At 65.8% G+C, this 17,537-nt stretch carries 14 protein-coding genes and 1 pseudogene; 9 read left to right on the forward strand and 6 right to left on the reverse strand.

Features of this window, described 5'->3' with window-relative positions; all coding sequences use genetic code 11:
- Nucleotides 1-88: 88 nt before the first annotated feature.
- Nucleotides 89-1,006, forward strand: a pseudogene (locus AEB_RS18600) (hypothetical protein); the annotation flags it as partial.
- A 13-nt stretch (nt 1,007-1,019) separates the two neighbouring features.
- Here the strand turns inward: AEB_RS18600 and AEB_RS09065 are convergent.
- On the reverse strand, nt 1,020-2,075 hold the full coding sequence (locus AEB_RS09065) for a DUF475 domain-containing protein (RefSeq protein ID WP_231958974.1): 1,056 nt from the start codon (nt 2,073-2,075) through the stop codon (nt 1,020-1,022).
- Nucleotides 2,076-2,141: 66 nt separating this feature from the next.
- A complete protein-coding gene (panB, locus tag AEB_RS09070) occupies nt 2,142-3,011 on the reverse strand; it encodes a 3-methyl-2-oxobutanoate hydroxymethyltransferase (protein WP_119082899.1) in 870 nt (289 codons plus the stop codon).
- A gap of 190 nt (nt 3,012-3,201) precedes the next feature.
- On the opposite strand from panB, the gene AEB_RS09075 reads away from it, so the two are divergent.
- Nucleotides 3,202-4,785 carry an amino acid permease gene (locus AEB_RS09075; RefSeq protein WP_119082900.1) on the forward strand — a complete coding sequence of 528 codons (1,584 nt, stop codon included), beginning with the start codon at nt 3,202-3,204 and terminating at the stop codon, nt 4,783-4,785.
- A 60-nt stretch (nt 4,786-4,845) separates the two neighbouring features.
- Here AEB_RS09075 and AEB_RS09080 read toward each other — a convergent pair whose 3' ends face one another.
- A complete protein-coding gene (locus AEB_RS09080) occupies nt 4,846-5,316 on the reverse strand; it encodes a pyridoxamine 5'-phosphate oxidase family protein (protein WP_119082901.1) in 471 nt (156 codons plus the stop codon).
- A 163-nt stretch (nt 5,317-5,479) separates the two neighbouring features.
- On the opposite strand from AEB_RS09080, the gene AEB_RS09085 reads away from it, so the two are divergent.
- The 7 genes from AEB_RS09085 (at nt 5,480) to AEB_RS09115 (ending at nt 15,309) form a co-directional block, all read left to right on the forward strand.
- Entirely contained in the window at nt 5,480-6,190 is a 711-nt protein-coding gene (locus AEB_RS09085; protein ID WP_119082902.1) for a recA-like protein, read from the forward strand.
- Between the two features lie 238 nt (nt 6,191-6,428).
- On the forward strand, nt 6,429-7,805 hold the full coding sequence (locus AEB_RS09090; RefSeq protein WP_231958983.1) for a Y-family DNA polymerase: 1,377 nt from the start codon (nt 6,429-6,431) through the stop codon (nt 7,803-7,805).
- Nucleotides 7,806-7,847: 42 nt separating this feature from the next.
- Nucleotides 7,848-9,092, forward strand: coding sequence for a putative DNA modification/repair radical SAM protein (locus tag AEB_RS09095; protein ID WP_119082904.1), 1,245 nt, complete (start codon nt 7,848-7,850; stop codon nt 9,090-9,092).
- A complete protein-coding gene (locus AEB_RS09100; protein WP_119082905.1) occupies nt 9,089-10,519 on the forward strand; it encodes a UdgX family uracil-DNA binding protein in 1,431 nt (476 codons plus the stop codon). Before AEB_RS09095 ends, AEB_RS09100 begins: the two co-directional genes overlap by 4 nt.
- 38 nt (nt 10,520-10,557) lie before the next feature.
- The gene (locus AEB_RS09105; RefSeq protein ID WP_119082906.1) at nt 10,558-14,004 is read left to right on the forward strand and encodes an error-prone DNA polymerase; all 3,447 of its coding nucleotides are present in this window, start codon (nt 10,558-10,560) and stop codon (nt 14,002-14,004) included.
- A gap of 2 nt (nt 14,005-14,006) precedes the next feature.
- Nucleotides 14,007-14,729, forward strand: a complete 723-nt coding sequence (locus tag AEB_RS09110) for an extensin-like domain-containing protein (protein ID WP_119082907.1) — start codon at nt 14,007-14,009, stop codon at nt 14,727-14,729.
- 67 nt (nt 14,730-14,796) lie between these two features.
- Nucleotides 14,797-15,309, forward strand: coding sequence for a PilZ domain-containing protein (locus AEB_RS09115; protein ID WP_119082908.1), 513 nt, complete (start codon nt 14,797-14,799; stop codon nt 15,307-15,309).
- A 31-nt stretch (nt 15,310-15,340) separates the two neighbouring features.
- On the opposite strand, the gene phoB is transcribed toward AEB_RS09115, so the two are convergent.
- From phoB to pstB, 3 genes are all read right to left on the reverse strand, one after another.
- Nucleotides 15,341-16,030, reverse strand: a complete 690-nt coding sequence (phoB, locus tag AEB_RS09120) for a phosphate regulon transcriptional regulator PhoB (protein WP_119082909.1) — start codon at nt 16,028-16,030, stop codon at nt 15,341-15,343.
- A gap of 65 nt (nt 16,031-16,095) precedes the next feature.
- Nucleotides 16,096-16,764 (reverse strand): phosphate signaling complex protein PhoU, encoded by a 669-nt coding sequence (gene phoU / locus AEB_RS09125; protein WP_172593041.1) that lies wholly within the window; start codon nt 16,762-16,764, stop codon nt 16,096-16,098.
- Complete coding sequence (gene pstB / locus AEB_RS09130) at nt 16,764-17,510, reverse strand: phosphate ABC transporter ATP-binding protein PstB (protein ID WP_119084555.1); 747 nt, start codon at nt 17,508-17,510, stop codon at nt 16,764-16,766. The genes phoU and pstB overlap by 1 nt, the downstream gene beginning before the upstream one ends.
- Nucleotides 17,511-17,537 lie beyond the last annotated feature (27 nt).

Below are 17,537 nucleotides of genomic sequence, written 5' to 3' on the forward strand. Positions count from 1 at the left end.
CTATGACGGCGTGCCTGCCACCATGCTGCTTCGCGGCGTGCTCGAACTGCGCACCGGCAATGCGGCGCTGGCGGTCGAGCAGTTCGACCAACTGGTGCGCGCGCAGCCGGATAATCTCACCGCTGCGCTGCTGTTCGGCCGCGCCTTGCTGGCGCATGGCGAAGGCAATGAGGTGGTGGCCCGCCTCGCGCCTCTGGCGCAGCGGGCGGATGCCTCTCCATATCTGCTGACGCTGGTCGGCCGCGCCTATGAGCAGCTTGGTCGCCGGGCCGAGGCGGCGCCCTATCTCGACCGCGCCGCCGCGGGCCTGCCGCGTGCGCTCTCCGTCCTGCCGCTGGCACCCGGCGGCGAACTTGCCATCTGGCAGTGGCGCGACGATCCGGACCGGCCGGAGGCGGCGGTCGCTCTGCTGCGCGAGGCGCTCGCGCAGGGGCAGGCGGTCGATGCATCGACGCGGGCGGCGCGCCTGTTGCAACGCTATCCCGGTTCGGCGGATGTGGCGGTACTGGCGGGAGACGTGGCCCTCCTCACCGGCGATCCAGTCGGCGCTGCGGCGCGCAACGCCTCCGCAGCTGCAATCCGCCGCGATCGTCCGCTGGTGCTGCGCATGGCGGCGGCAGAGGAGGCCGGGGGCGATGCCGCGGGGGCGCAGGCGGTGCTGGCGGACTATCTGGCGCAAAACCCCCAGGATGGCCCCGTCGCCGCCCGATTGGGGCGGATGGCTGCCGATCGCGGCGAATGGCAGCGGGCAGGTGCCCTGCTGGCCTATGCGGCCTCGCTCGGCTCCGGGCCGGGCGATCCCTATCTTCTTGCGGATCTGGCGGTGGCGGAAGGCCGGCTCGGCAAGTCTGCAGCGGCACTGGCCAGTGCGCGGCGCGCCTATGCCCTCCAACGGGCCAATGGCAGCATTGCCGGGATCCTCGCGCGCAGCCTGCAAGCGGCAGGGGGCAGCGAACGGGCTGTGGCCGCGCTGCGTGCGCGTGCGGCGGCGCAGGCGGGTTCATAAACCCGCAGGCGGATCAGTGCGGCAGGCCCCCCGCCGCTGCCTCCCGCCGATTGTGGCGGATCGACCAGTAGAGCGAGACACCGATCAGCACCGCACCGATCAGGCCGGTGACAGTCTCGGGGATATGGAACCGCGCGGACAGCAGCATGATCGCGCCCAGCGCGAGGATCGCCCAGAAGGCGCCGTGTTCGAGGAAGCGATATTCCGCCAGCGTGCCCTTCTTCACCAGCATGATCGTCATCGAACGCACAAACATGGCGCCGATCGAAAGGCCCAGTGCAATGACGATCATGTTGTTGGAGAGGGCGAAGGCGCCGATCACGCCATCGAAGCTGAAGCTCGCATCGAGCACATTGAGATAGAGGAAGCCGCCAAGGCCCGAGGCGACCACCGCCCCGCGGGCGCGCGCCGCCTCTTCACGCAGTTCCAGGATGGTGCTGATCGCCTCCACCGCGACGAAGGTGACGATGCCGAGCATGCCGGCGACGAGGAAGGTCAGCGCCTCTCCATCATCGAGCATCAGCGAAATGCCGAACATGGTGAGCAGCAAGAAGGCGATCTCCACCGCCGGAACGCGGGAGAAGGTGGACAGGCGCTGCTCGACCACGGCGATCCAGTGGACATCCTTGTCCGCGTCGAAGAAGAACTTCGAACCAACAAGGCACAGGAAGGCGCCGCCGAAGCCGGCGATGCCGATATGGGCGGAAGAGACGATCCGTTCATATTCCTGCGGATCGTTGAGCGAGAGGCTCACCGTCTCGATCGGGCCCAGGCCGGCCGCGATGGCGACAATGGCGAGGGGGAAGATCACCCGCATTCCGAACACGGCAAAGGCCATGCCCCAGGTCAGGAAGCGGCGCTGCCAGATATCGTCCATTTCCTTCAACACGGTGGCGTTCACCACCGCATTGTCGAAGCTTAGCGAAATCTCGAGCACGGAGAGCACGGCGACGATCCACAGCATGCTCAAAGTCGCCTGTACGCTGCCGGTGGAGCTCCAGCCATACCAGGCACCCAGCGCCAGGCAGACGAGGGTGAAGGCGATCGATCCGCGATAGAAGCTGAGCAAGCGATTGTCCTTTCCAGAGGCGAGCGTGCCGGGCATCCTGCCCGGGCGCGTCGTGCCGCCGCTGGCTTATTTGGGTTGGTAGGTCTGGTCCACTCCGGGAAAGCTGCGGTCGCGCACTTCCCGGGCATATTGCGCGGCGGCTTCGGAGATGACGCCCGCGGTATCGGCATAGCGCTTCACGAAGCGGGGCACGCGCTCGAACATGCCGAGCATGTCTTCCGTCACCAGCACCTGCCCGTCGCACCGGGCCGAGGCGCCGATGCCGATGGTGAGGCAGGACACCGCCTCCGTCACCGCCACGGCGATCGGCTCCACCACGCCTTCCACCACAATGGCGAAGGCGCCGGCGTCACACAGCGCGCGGGCATCGCCCACGATCTTCTCCGCTTCCGCTTCGCTGCGCCCGCGCGCGCCATAGCCGCCGAGCACATTCACCGCCTGCGGCGTGAGGCCGACATGGCCGATTACCGGGATGCCCCGGCCGACGAGGAAGGCGACTGTCTCCGCCATAGCTTCGCCCCCTTCCAGCTTCACCGCCGCGGCGCCGCTTTCCTTCAGCAGGAAGGCGGCGCTTTCGAACGCCTGCTGGGGGGAGGCTTCGTAACTGCCGAAGGGCATGTCCACCGCTACGACCGCGTGATAGCTGCCGCGCACCACCGCCGCCGCATGATCGGCCATCATCCGCAGCGTCACCGGCACGGTGGAGGGCAGGCCATAGATCACCTGGCCAAGCGAATCCCCCACCAGCAGCAGGTCGCAATGCGCGTCCAGCAATTGCGCCTGGCGGGCGGTGTAGGCCGTGAGCATCACCACCGGTTCTCCCGTCACCCCATCGGCCTTGCGCCCACGGAGGGCCGGCACGGTGAGGCGGCGCATCGGCTGCGGCGTCGGATTGGCGCGGCTGGTGGAGGTGTCGAGCTGAAAAGTGGTGGACATGGGGGCCTTCTAGCAAAAGCCGCTCTCGACGCGAGCGGCATTTCGTTGCATCACATACCATTCGGGAACGACATGGGGGATCGTGGCAAGTGCGGGACGGGCAGGTAAGGGCGGTTGTCGCTTTGCCGGTTCTGCACCCGTCGCCAGCGCCCGCCGCGTCGCCTGTCGCCGATTCGACGGAAGGATCACGATGATATTTGGCCGGGTGAAGCCGCTGGACGCCATTCTTGCGACGGCAGAGAAGAAATCCCTCCATCGCACACTCGGGGCCTGGCAGCTCACATTGCTCGGGGTCGGGGCCATCATCGGCACTGGCATCTTCGTGCTCACCTCGGAAGCGGCGCAGAAAGCCGGGCCGGGGATGATGTGGGCCTTTGTGATCGCCGCAGTCGTCTGCGGCGTGGCAGCCCTGTGCTATTCCGAAATCGCCTCCATGGTGCCGGTTTCGGGCTCCGCCTACACCTATACCTATGCAGTGATGGGCGAATTGCTGGCCTGGATGGTCGGGTGGGCGCTGATCCTTGAATATGCCGTGGCGGCGAGCGCGGTTTCGGTCGGCTGGTCGGGCTATTTCGTCGGTCTGCTGAACAGCTGGGGGATCGAAATGCCCCATGCGCTGGTCGTCGGTCCCTATGCGGGCGGGCTGGTGAACCTCCCGGCGCTGGTGATCGCGTTGCTCGTCACCTTGCTGTTGATGATCGGGACCACGGAAAGCGCGCGGGTGAATGCGGTGCTGGTGGCGATCAAGGTGACGGCGCTTACCGTGTTCATCATTCTCACCCTGCCGGTGATGAAGGGGCAGAACTTCGAACCCTTCATGCCCAACGGCTGGTTCGGCAACGGCCATGGCGCGGGCTTGGGCGCAGTGGGCGCCGCGGCTTCGATCTTCTTCGCCTATGTGGGCTTCGACGCGGTCTCCACCGCGGCGGAAGAAACCAAGAATCCGCAGCGCAACGTGCCGATCGGCCTGATCGGCAGCCTCGCGATCTGTACGGTGTTCTACCTGCTCGTTGCCGCAGGCGCGATCGGCGCAATCGGGGCGCAGCCCGTCTCCGGCCCCGGCGGCGCCATCCTTGCGCCCGGCACGCCCGAATTCGCCGCCCGGTGCCAGTCACTCGCGGGCATGGGGTCGGAACCGCTGGTCTGCTCGCGCGAGGCGCTGGCCCATGTGCTGCGCTCGATCGGCTGGCAGCGGGTGGGTGACCTGATCGGTGTTGCCGCCTTCCTCGCCCTGCCTTCGGTCATCCTCATCATGCTGTTCGGCCAGACGCGCATCTTCTTCGTCATGGCGCGCGACGGGCTGCTGCCCGAAAGGCTGGCGGTGATCCATCCGCGGTGGAAAACGCCGCATGTGGTGACGATGATCACCGGCGTTGCCGTGGCGTTCTTCGCCGCGTTCCTGCCGGTGGGCCAACTGGCGGACATCTCCAATTCGGGCACGCTATTCGCCTTCTTCATGGTGGCGCTGGCGGTGCTGATCCTCCGGCGCACCCAGCCGGACCGGCCGCGTCCGTTCCGCACCCCGCTGGTGTGGGTGGTGGCGCCGCTGGCGATCCTCGGCACGGTGGGGCTCTATGTGAATCTGCCCTTCGAAGCGAAGATGGTCCTGCCGGTGTGGGGCGGAGCCGGGCTCGTGGTCTATTTCCTCTACGGCTATCGCAAAAGCCATGTGGGCCGCGGCATCATCGATGTGCATGAGGATGATGCCGATGCACCCCCGATGCCGGTGCCGCCCATGCCCGATGCACACACCCCGGGCGGCAAGGACGCCTGAAATGGATAAGCAAAGGGCCGCCCTGTAAGGGCGGCCCTGCGCGTGACATGCCGTGGCGTGTCAGAGAGTGGTTTCGGTATGTTCCTCGCGCGCATCCTCGCGCGTGTCGAAGCCCAGCAGCATCTTGGTGTTGTCGATAAAGCCGAGGTCGCTGTTCCACAGCTCCGCCCGGCCCAGATCCATGCGCAGCATCAGCAGGTTGGGATCATCCTTCCCGCCGGGAAACCACGCCTCGATCACGCTGTTCCACTGCTTCTCCAGCCGTTCGCGACTGGTTTCGGTAATCAGCGTGCCCGAAAAGCGGGCGAACATCTCGTGCCCCTTGCTGGAGAAGGTAGCGGTTGCCCCTCCGCCCTGGGCAAGGGTGTTGCTCTTGCCGGTGAAGAACCAGATCGCGCTGTTGGCGTGCTTGTCCAGCTGGGCTGTCATCGGCACCGCGCTGTGCGGGTCGGAATCCAGCTGCAGGAACAGCATGGGGCTGTCGTCCAGCGCCTTCCAGAACTTCTGTTTCAATTCCTCGGTATCGGACATCTCAGGCGCTCCTGACAAAATTGAGTAGTCCCCGCTGCAACGGGACTGCGGGCGGATCGGTTCCTCCCCGGCTCTGCGGGGGACAATTGAGGAGGCCGGGGCAGGGCTCCCTTGCGAATCGGGAAAGGTTGGAACATAAAGAGAACAATAGAGTCCAAGCCGCATGGAAAAGCCCCATCTCCCTTCTGCAGCCGCATTTTCTTCCACCCTCTCCGCCCTGCGCTGGCGGCCCGGGCTGGAAGGGGCGCGGCATAGCGAGATATTCGCCGCGAGCGGCGAAGGAGGCGGCGTGGGCGCAGCTCTGGCATTGGCACGGGATGCCCTGCGAGCCCGTCCCTGCGACAGGGAGGAAGGGCGCAGCTTCCTGTGGGTGCAGGATGCCGCTTCGATCCGCCTGACCGGTCGCCCCTATTGGGCCGGCTTGCCGGAGGATCTGCGTCGCGATGTGATCCATGTCGTTGCCGCCAAGGCCGAAGATGCGCTGTTTGCGCTGGAGGAGGGGCTGCGTTGCCGGGATCTTGCCTGCGTGATCGGGGAGATTGCCGGCAATCCGCGGGCGCTGGATTTCACCGCCTCCCGGCGTCTGAGCCTGGCGGCGGAAAAGCATGGCGTGCCGCTGTTCCTCGTCCGCCACGATGCGGCGCCTGATCTGTCTTCCGCGCGGATGCGCTGGCAGGTGCGCTCGGCCCCCTCCGATCCACCCCGCTGGAATGCGGCCGCGCCCGGTACACCTGCCTGGCAGGCCGAACTGTTCCGCGCGCGCAGCCACCCTCCCGGAGAATGGCTGCTGTGGGAGGAGCAGGGGCGCCTGCAGGCTGTGCCGGCGGGGGAAGAAAGTGCCGGAGGCCTGGGCGGCAGGCGGGCGCGAGGGTGAGGGCAGCGTGCTATCCGCCGATCCTGACCGGAGCGCTCTTGCCGATCCCGCCGGCGGGCGCCGGATTCTCGCCGTCTGGCTGGCGCGGCTGGCGGTGGACCGGTGGCGGCTGGGGCAAGGCTGCGCGCCGGGGCAAGCCGCCGATAGCTTTCCCACGGCACTGATTGCCGAAACCGCGCATGGCCCGCGGATAGAAGCGGCCAATGAGGCTGGGCTCGCTGCCGGTGCGCAGGTGGGCATGATGCTGGCCGATGCGCGCACCCTGTGCCCGCAGATCAAGGTGGCGCCTGCCGATCCCGGCGGCGATCTCGCCTTTCTGGAGACGCTCGCCCTGTGGGCGCAACGCTGGGGTCCGTGGAGCGCGATCGATCCCCCCGACGGCCTGCTGGTGGATGTCAGCGCGGTGGCGCATCTCTTCGGGGGAGAGGCGGCGCTGCTGGGCGATGTCGCCCGGCACATGAGGCGGCGCGGTCTCACCGTGCGCACGGCCATCGCTCCAACGGCTGGGGCGGCATGGGCGCTCGCCCACCATGGCGTGGATCAGGCCATTCTACCCTGCAGTCAGGCCGGGCAGGGGGAGATTCCCGAGATGCTGGCCAGGCTGCCGGTCGCTGCCCTGCGGCTGGATGGGGATGTGGTGGTCACCTTGCGCAGGCTTGGCCTCAAGAAACTATCCGATCTCAATGGAATTGAACGAGATTCTGTGCAGCGGCGGTTCTTCAACAAGCGTTCGCCCGCGGCCAATCCTTTGCTGCGGATGGACCAATTGCTGGGCCTCATTCCCGAACCGCTGCTGCCGGTTGCTGCGCCATGCCCGCCGCTGGTGCAGCGCCGCCTGCTGGAACCCATTCGCCACCGTGCCTTGCTGGATCAGGTGGTGGCCGATCTTTCGGCGGACATGGCGCGCGAACTGGAAGGGCGGGGCGTCGGGGCGCGACGGCTGGAGCTTGGCCTGTGGCGCGTGGATGGCGATATTGCCCTGCGCCAGCTAGAAATGGCCGCACCCATGCGCGATCCGGCGCATATCTGCCGCCTGTTCGCACACAAGCTGGATGATGTGGAGGCGGGCTTTGGCATCGAGATGCTGCGCATGCGTGCGGCTTGGACCGAGACGCTGCATCTTTCCCAGCGCGATTTGGATGCTGCGGGGGAACGGCATGGCACCAGCCTTTCCGCCTGTATCGATCGGCTGGTGGTGCGGCTGGGAGAGAAAGCGGTCCGCCGCCCGGCTCCCAAGGTCAGCCATATTCCCGAACGGGCGCAGGCCTGGATGCCCCCGCTCATCGCTGCGGCTCCTTCGCAAGAAGAATTCACTTTCCATTCCAGGCCATTGAAACTTCTGGACAAGGCAGAACGGATCGCGGTGCTTTATGCCACGCCCGATGGCCATCCCAGGCAGTTCCGCTGGCGTGGGGCGGTGCATGAGGTGGCGCGGGTGGAAGGGCCTGAACGGCTGGCGCCCGAATGGTGGCGTGAACGGTCCACCACCCGGCTGCGCGATTACTACCGGATCGAGGATGCCTTGGGACGCCGCTACTGGATCTATCGCGCAGGGCTGATTGGCGACGGGCGCGGGGGATTGCCCGAATGGTTCCTCCACGGCCTCTGCGCATGAAAAGCGCTTGGGCGAATCGATGCTGGAACGTATAGTGAACAAATGCAGTCGCTTACCGTCATCGAAAAGCTCGAAATCCTTGCCGATGCAGCCAAATATGATGCCTCCTGCGCGTCCTCCGGCACCGCACGGCGCAACAGCAAGGGCGGCAAGGGCATCGGCTCCACCGAAGGCATGGGCATCTGCCATGCCTATGCTCCCGACGGCCGCTGCATTTCCCTGCTCAAGGTGCTGCTGACCAATCACTGCATCTTCGACTGCCATTATTGCATCAACCGCAAGAGCTCGAATGTACGGCGCGCGCGCTTCACCCCGCGCGAAGTGGCGGACCTCACGCTCAGCTTCTATCGCCGCAATTACATCGAAGGGCTGTTCCTCTCCTCGGGCATTGTGAAAAGCTCCGACCATACCATGGAACAGCTGGTGGAAACGGCTCGTATCCTGCGGGAAGAGCATGATTTTCGCGGCTATATCCACCTCAAGACCATTCCCGAGGCCGATCCCGGTCTGGCGCTGCGGGCGGGGCTTTATGCCGATCGCCTCTCGATCAATGTGGAGCTGCCCACCGATGCGGGGCTGACCCGCTTTGCGCCGGACAAGAACCCCCGGCAGATCGAGCAGGCGATGGGCGGAATGAAGGCGGCGATGGTGGAGCACAAGGATGCCGGCAAGCGGTTCCGCCATGCGCCGCGTTTCGCCCCTGCTGGCCAGTCCACCCAGATGATCGTCGGTGCGGATGGCGCCAGCGACACCCAGATCCTCGGCAAGGCAAGCGGCCTTTACCAAGGCTTCCGTCTGCGCCGCGTCTATTACTCGGCTTTCAGCCCCATTCCCGATGCCAGCGCCGTCCTGCCGCTGAAGCGCCCGCCGCTGATCCGCGAGCATCGGCTTTATCAGTCGGACTGGCTGATGCGCTTCTATGGCTACCGCCCGGCAGAAGTGATGGCCGCCGCGGGGGAGGACGGGATGCTGCCGCTGGATATCGATCCGAAGCTGGCCTGGGCGCTGAAGTTTCGTGACCAGTTCCCGGTGGATGTGAACCGCGCCCCGCGCGAGATGCTGCTGCGCGTGCCCGGCCTTGGCGTGCGCGCGGTGGAGCAGATACTGCTGGCCCGTCGGCACCGAACCCTGCGGCTGGCGGATGTGGCCAAGCTGACCGTCTCCATCGCCAAATTGCGGCCCTTCCTCGTCACCTGCGACTGGCGGCCGACAGCGCTCACCGATCGGGGGGATCTGCGCAGCCTGCTGGCGCCCCGCACCGAGCAGCTGGAGCTGTTTGCGGCATGAATGCGCTGGCTGCCGTGACGCCGCATTGCCATGCGGTCACCCTGCCGGCGCAGGATGATTTCGACGCCTGGCGCGTGGCGGCGCGGGCGCTGGTGCAATGCGGTGTGGCGCCGGACCGGGTAAGCTGGTGCGCGCCGGGCGGGGAAGGCGATCTGTTCGCGGCAGGGGGTGGCGAACTGCCCGTGCCTGCCGCGGATGCTCCGCAGGTGTGGGCGGGCAAGACCTTCGTGCAATTGGCCCGCACGGCGATCTGCCATGCCGATCCCGCGCGTTTCGCCCTGCTTTATCGGCTGCTGTGGCGCCACCAGGCCAATCGGCAGGTGCTGGAAGACCGGGCGGATGCCGATGTGCGCCGGCTGGAGGATTTCGCCCGCTCGGTGCGGCGCGACATCCACAAGATGCGCGCCTTCGTGCGGTTCCGGGCGGTGGAGGAGGACGAGGGGGGCGAACGCTTCGTCGCCTGGTTTGAGCCGGAGCATCACATCCTGCGCACCAATGCCGGCTTCTTCGTCCGCCGCTTCGCCAATATGCGCTGGTCCATCCTTACCCCTGCGGGATCGCTTCACTGGGATGGGGACGCGCTGGTGGAAGGGCCGCCAGCCCAGCGTTCCGATGCGCCCGGGGGCGATCCGGCGGAGGATCTGTGGCGCAGATATTATGCATCGATCTTCAATCCGGCGCGTTTGAAGATTGGGGCCATGCTCAAGGAAATGCCCCGCAAATACTGGAAGAACATGCCCGAGGCGGCCCTCATCCCCGAGCTGGTCGCCGGGGCGCAGCAGCGCGAGGCAGCCATGGTGAAAGCCGGAGCAAGCGAAGCGGGGGAGCGGCCGGAAACTCTGGCCGCGATCGACAAGGCGATCCATCAATGCCGCCGCTGTCCCATCGGCGATCTGGATAATGAAGCAGTGATGGGGGAGGGTCCGCAGGATGCCCCGCTGATGATCGTGGGGGAACAGCCGGGCGATCAGGAGGATCTGGCGCAGCGGCCCTTCGTCGGCCCGGCAGGCCGGGTGCTCGATGCCCATCTCGAACGCGCCGGGATAGATCGCAACGCCGCCTATCTCACCAATGCCGTGAAGCACTTCAAATTCGTGCCGCGGGGCAAGCGCCGGCTGCATCACTCGCCCACCGCCAAGGAAATCGACATCTGCCGCTGGTGGATCGAAGGAGAACGGGCGATCGTGCAGCCCCGGCTGGTGCTGGCCCTGGGTGCCAGTGCGGCGCGGTCCATGCTGGGCAAGACAGTGAGCATTTCCCGCGCACGCGGGCAGCCCCATCCGCTGGAGGATGGCAGCGAATTGTGGGTCACCGCCCATCCGTCCTATCTGCTGCGGCTCAAGGATGAAGCCAGGGACGAGCAGGAGCGGCTGTTCCAGGCCGATCTTGCCGCCGTGGCCGAACGTCTGGCCGAATTGACCGGCTAATGATCCGCAGGATTTCATCCGGATAATCGGGCGGGCGCATGCCTGATATCCCGACCACGCCCGGCAAGCGCCGGATCGAGATCGATCCCACCCTGATCGATCCGCCGCCACGCGCGCCCTTTGTCGAACTCGGGCTGATGAGCAATTTCAGCTTCCTGCGCGGCGCGTCGGATGCGGTGGACCTCGTCACCACGGCCCGCGCCCTTGGCTATGATGCGATCGGCATTGCCGATGCCAATTCCATGGCCGGCGTGGTTCGCATCCATACGGAAGCAAAAACGCTGAAGTTGAAGCCACTTATCGGCTGCCGCTTAGAACTGGTGGAAGGTTTTTCCTTCCTTGCCTATCCGGTGGATCGCGCAGCCTATGGCCGGCTGTGCCAGCTCATCTCTGCCGGCCGCATGGAGACCCTGCAAGGCGAGTGGCAGGAAAAGGGGGTCTGCGAAATATCCGTGGCCATGCTGGCGGAGCGTGCCGAGGGGCTGCAATTGATCCTCCTGCCGCCGGAGGATCTGGATCAGAGCTTCGATCTGGGCACCGCTCCGTTGGCGGGAGAGCAGGCGTTTTCATCGCCTTTGCGGCTGGTGCCGCCGCGTGGATCGCTGGCGGAGGTCTTGCCCGCGCTCGTGGAGCGACTGCCCAGCCTGCGGCATGTCGCGGCAAGCTTCCTTTATCGCGGCGATGATGTGGCGCGGATCGAACGGCTGGATGCACTGGCGCGCGCCCATGGGCTGTCGCTGCTGGCGACCAATGATGTGCATTACCATGCGGCGGAGCGGCGCCCTCTGCAGGATGTGATGACGGCGATCCGGCACAAGACGACGGTCGCCGCTGCGGGCTATCTCCTCCACGCCAATGCGGAACGGCACCTGAAATCGCCGGAGGAGATGTGCCGCCTGTTCCACCGCTGGCCCCATGCCATCGTGGCGTCACGCGAAGTGGCGGATAACTGCCGATTTTCGCTGGAGGAACTGCGCTATGAATATCCCCAGGAGGTCTATCCCGAAGGTCGCACGCCGCAGAAGCATCTGGAAGTCCTGACGCGGGAAGGGGCGGAGTGGCGCTATCCCGCAGGCGTGCCCGCCAGCGTGGCCGAGACGCTGGGCACGGAACTGGCGCTGATCGGCAAGCTCAAGCTTGCCCGCTATTTCCTGACCATCAAGGCGATCGTCGATTTTGCCCGGGGGCAGGAACCGCCAATCCTGTGCCAGGGCCGCGGCAGTGCCGCCAATTCGGCCGTATGCTATTGCCTTGGCATCACCTCGGTCGATCCGGCCCGGCACGCCCTGCTGTTCGATCGCTTCATTTCCGAAGAGCGGAACGAACCCCCGGATATCGACGTCGATTTCGAACATGAGCGACGCGAAGAGGTGATCCAGCATCTCTACAGTCGCTACGGCCGCGATCGCGCGGGCCTGTGCGCTACGGTGATCCACTACCGCCCGCGCATGGCGATCCGCGAAGTGGGCAAGGCGATGGGCCTGTCGGAAGATGTCACCAGCGCGCTCGCCCGCACGGTATGGGGCAGCTATGGGCAGGAAGTGGCCGCGCGCCATGCCGCCGAAATCGGGCTGGATCTGTCGGACCCGCATTTGCGGCGGGTTCTGAAGCTGACCGAGCAGATGATCGGCATGCCGCGTCACCTGTCGCAGCATGTCGGCGGCTTCATCCTGACCGAAAACCCGCTGACGGATACGGTGCCGATCGGCAATGGCGCCATGCCCGATCGCAGCTTCATCGAATGGGACAAGGACGATATCGACGCGCTGGGCATCCTGAAGGTGGATGTGCTGGCGCTGGGCATGCTGACCTGCATCCGAAAATGCCTCGATCTGGTGGAAGAGCATCACGGAAGGGCGTTGACCCTGGCCACGGTGCCGCGGGAGGATCCGGAAACCTACGCCATGCTGCGGCAGGGGGATTCGCTCGGTGTGTTCCAGGTGGAAAGCCGTGCGCAGATGAACATGCTGCCCCGGCTGCGCCCGCGTGAATTCTATGATTTGGTGATCCAGGTGGCGATTGTGCGGCCGGGCCCGATCCAGGGCGACATGGTGCACCCCTATCTGAAAAGACGGCGGGGGGAGGAGCGGGTGGCGATTCCCGCCCCTGCGCCCGAGCATGGGCCGCCGGACGAGCTTTCGAGCATCCTCGGGCGCACGCTGGGGGTGCCGATCTTCCAGGAACAGGCGATGAAGATCGCACTGGATGCGGCAAAGTTTAAACCGGAGGAGGCGAACCGGCTGCGCAAGGCCATGGCCACCTTCCGCAGCCGCGGCATGGTGCACGAACTGGAGGACATGATGGTCGGCCGCATGGTGGAGCGCGGCTATGACCCCGAATTCGCCGCGCGCTGCTTCAACCAGATCAAGGGCTTCGGCGAATATGGCTTTCCCGAAAGCCACGCCGCCAGCTTTGCCCAGCTGGTCTATGTCTCCAGCTGGCTGAAATGCCATTATCCGGCGGGCTTCGCCTGCGCGCTGCTCAATTCGCAGCCCATGGGGTTTTACGCCCCGGCGCAGATCGTGCGCGATCTTGCCGAGCATGGGGGCACGGTGTTGCCGGTGGATGTGAATTGCAGCGAATGGGATTGCACGCTGGAGAAGACCGAGGGCGAAGGTTCCGGCAGCACCTCGCTTGATGGGCAGATGGCCCTGCGCCTGGGGTTCCGGCAGGTGGATGGCTTTCCCGCCCACGCCGCCGCGCGGCTGCTGGCCGCGCGGGCGAAGGGCGGACGCTTCCGTGATGTGGCCGAATTGCGCGAGCGGGCCGGGCTGATCCCGGCGCATATCGAAAAGCTGGCCTCTGCCGACTGCTTCGGCTCCATCGCTCTGTCGCGTCGCCAGGCCCTGTGGGATGCCCGCAGCATCGTCGCCGCGCCCGACCTGCCGCTGTTCGTTCATGCGGAAACGCGCGCGGAAGGCGCGGAGCGGCGGCAGGCGGCGTTGCCGCATATGCCGCTGTCGGAGGAGGTGGTCACCGATTACCAGACGCTGCGCCTGAGCCTGAAGGCTCACCCCATGGCCTTCCTGCGGGCCGGGCTGGCCCAGCGCGGCTTTGCCCGGTGCAGTGAACTGACGAGCCGCAAATACCGCGCCATGGTGAAGGTTTCCGGCGTGGTGCTGATCCGCCAGCGTCCCGGCAGCGCCAAGGGCGTCTGCTTCATCACGCTGGAGGACGAGACGGGGATCGCCAATGTCATCGTATGGCCCCATGTGATGGAGCGCTATCGCCGCATCGTCATGGGGGCGCGCCTGGTGGAGATACGCGGGCGCGTGGAATATGAAGATGGCGTGCTGCATGTGATTGCCGACCACCTGCACGATGCCACCGCGCAGCTGCACCACCTGTCGGAAGATCTGCTGAAGCCGGACATGGATCGCGGCGATCACGTCAACCGGCCGCTGCAGGGCAGCCGCGCGCATGATTGGCGGCAGGGCCATCCGCGCGATGCCCGGATCGTTCCGAAGTCCCGCGACTTCCATTGAGGATGAGATTGTCCACCCGCATCGGCCGGTTCCGGTTCGACCGTGCCCTGATTGCCTTGCTAGTGCTCGGGGCGCTGGGGCTCGCCGTGCGGGGCTGGTTGCAGGACCATCCGGAGCACAATCCCTGGGCGCCGCTCGACCTCGACGATCCGCCCGGCTGGGCCACACAGCGCAAGCTGGCGGCCTTGCGGAGCGACCCTGCTGAATGCCGCGCGGTGCTGGAACGCAGCGGCGTGGCCTTCGCCGCGCTCGACCCGGTGGGCGAAGGGGAGTGCCGGCGGGACGACCGCACCGTGCTTTCCGACGCGCCGCTCAGCCCCCGTCGCCCCGCCACCAGCTGTGCCGTGGCGGCGGGGCTGGAGTTGTGGCTGCGGCGGGCAGTGGAACCGGCCGCGCGTGAGATCCTCGGCTCGCCCGTGGCGCGGATCGAGCATTTCGGCGCTTATAGCTGCCGGCGCATCTATGGGCGCGATAGCGGCGCCTGGAGCGAGCATGCGACCGGCAATGCGATCGACATCGCCGCCTTCGTGCTGGAGGACGGGCGCCGGATCAGCGTGGTGGGCGACTGGGATGGGGAGGGGGAGGACGCCGCCTTCCTGCATCGCGTGCGTGACGGCGCCTGCGACGTGTTCGGTACTGTCCTCTCGCCCGATTACAACGCGGCCCATGCCGATCACTTCCATCTCGACCAGGAAGCGCGCGGGTTCGGCGGCGTATGCCGATGACGGGTGCGGGCTAAGTTCTTGTTTATCTATCGCTGCTATCCGCAGGATAGAGGAGCGCCATCGAACCATGCCCAAGCCCCGCGAACCACGGAAGCCGGTTCGCATCCCCGCCCGCCTGAAGACCGATCTTGGCTGGGGGGATGCGGATATCCGCAATGTCTCCTCCCGCGGGATCATGGCGGTTTGTGACAAGCCGCCGCCGCGCGGGAGCTACGTGGAGCTTCGCCGCGGCAGCTATGTGGTGATTGGGCGGGTGGCGTGGAGCGCGCTGGATCGCTTCGGTCTGCAAGCGCAGGACCGGATCGAACTGGACGATCTGATGAAGCCGCCGGCATCGGGCAACAAGCGCACCGGCGATCGACGGCGCAACTCGCGGGGGCGGGAGGCCAGGGCAGTCTACCGGCCCAGCACGAAGGAGCGGCAGGAAGCGAGCATTCGCTTCGGCCGCGCCTTTCAGTTCATCGCCATCGCTGGCGTGGCGGGCATGGCTGCAGTCGGGGTCGCCTATGCGGTTGCTGGCGTGTTGTCACAGCCGATGGAAGCGGTCTCCCACGCGCTTCACGCCAAGCCGGAAGCCTGACTCAGCGCGACGCTGGCAACAGCTTCGCCGCTCAGACCGGTTCCAGCGCGTAGCCGGCGGAGCGGACGGTGCGGATGGGATCCTTGCCATGTTCGATGGTAATCGCCTTCCGCAGCCGCCGGATGTGCACGTCCACCGTGCGTTCCTCGATCTCGCTGCCGGTGCCCCACACCGCATCCAGCAGCTGACTGCGCGAGAACACCCGCCTTGGATGCTCCATGAAGAACTTGAGCAGGCGATATTCCGTCGGCCCGATCTGCAACTGGCGGCCGCGCCGCTCCACCCGGTGGGCAACAGGATCGAGCTTCATGTCCCCGGCCTCGATCGTCTCGCCGGCCAGCGCCGGGCGCACGCGGCGCAGCACGGCGGAGACGCGGGCGAGCAGTTCGCGCGGGGAGAAAGGCTTGGTGACGTAGTCATCCGCCCCGGTTTCCAGCCCGCGCACCCGGTCGTCCTCCGCCTCGCGGGCGGTCAGCATGATGATCGGCACATGAGCGGTGGCCTTGTCGCGCCGCAGGCGGCGGCACACCTCGATCCCGCTCGTCCCTTCGATCATCCAGTCGAGGATGACGAGATCGGGTGCGTCTTCCGAGGCGAAAACCAGCGCCTCGTCGCCATCGGCGGTGACACGGACATCATAGCCTTCGCTCTCGAAACGGTATTCGAGAAGTTCGGCTAGAGCGTGATCGTCTTCAACGAGCAGCAGCTTGGGTGCGGACACGGTGCTTACCCCTTTCGAGTCAGCCCATAACCACTGTCATATTACATTCTTGCGACAAGAATGGGTCAACGATCGATATCATCCGGATAAGCGCCGGTTGCGGCGAAGTGCACCATTTCGGCAACATTGGTGGCGTGATCGCCAATCCGCTCCAGATTGCGGGCAACGAAGAGATATTGCGCCGCGCTGCTGATGGTGGCCGGATTTTCCACCATGTAGCTGACGAGATTGCGAAAGATGCTGTCGTAGAAGGCATCGACCCGGTCATCGCGCTCGATCACCTCGCGCGCCACGATGGGATCGCGCGCGGCATAGGCGGTCAGCACGTCATGCACCATCTCTGCCGCGAGTTCGCCCATGGCGGGGATCAGCGTGAGCGGTTCGAAGCGGTGGCGGCCCTCGATGCGACCGACGCGCTTGGCGATGTTCTTGGCGTAATCGCCGATTCGCTCCACCACGCCGGCGATCTTGAGCGCCGCGATGATCTCGCGCAGATCATCCGCCATAGGCGCACGCAGGGCGAGCATGCGCACCGCCATGGTGTCGACTTCCATCTCCAGCGAATCGAGCTTCTTGTCGCGCTTCACGACCTCGCGACCGAGTTCCTCGTCGCCATTCATGAGCGCTTCCATCGCCTCATGAATGGCGACTTCGGCCAGGCCACCCATTTCGGCGATCAGCCCGCGCAGGCGGGTGATATCCTCGTCGAACGCCTTGACCGTGTGCTCTGCCATCAACCGTATCTGCCTGTGATGTAATCCTTGGTCCGCTCTTCGCGGGGATTCGTGAATATGTCTGACGTTTGACCGTATTCCACCATTTTGCCCAGATGGAAGAAGGCGGTCCGCTGCGAAACCCGCGCTGCCTGCTGCATTGAGTGCGTAACGATCACGATGGCATATCGGCCACGCAATTCGTCGATCAATTCCTCGATCTTCGCCGTGGCGATCGGATCGAGGGCCGAGCAGGGCTCGTCCATCAGGATGACTTCGGGTTGCACCGCGATCGCACGGGCGATGCACAGCCGTTGCTGCTGGCCCCCGGAAAGCGCTGTGCCCGAATCGTTCAGCCGATCCTTGACCTCTTCCCACAGGCCGGCGCGGCGAAGCGACTTCTCGACGATGGTGTCGAGATCCGCCTTGCCTTCGGCCAGGCCATGGATTTTCGGCCCATAGGCGATGTTGTCATAGATCGACTTGGGGAAGGGGTTTGGCTTCTGGAACACCATGCCCACACGGGCGCGCAGCTGCACCACGTCCATCCTGGAGCGGTAGATGTCCTCCCCGTCTAGTTCGATCGTGCCTTCCACCCGCGCGTTGGAGATCGTGTCGTTCATCCGGTTCAGCGTGCGCAGGAAGGTAGACTTGCCGCAGCCCGATGGGCCGATGAAGGCAGTCACATATTCGGTCATGATGTCGATCGAAACGGAATCGATCGCCTGCTTGTCACCGTAGAACACGTTGACATCGCGGGCGCACATCTTGGCGTCGGGCTGGTTGGGCGTCGC

The organism is Altererythrobacter sp. B11 (genome assembly GCF_003569745.1).
GTDB lineage: Bacteria > Pseudomonadota > Alphaproteobacteria > Sphingomonadales > Sphingomonadaceae > Croceibacterium_C.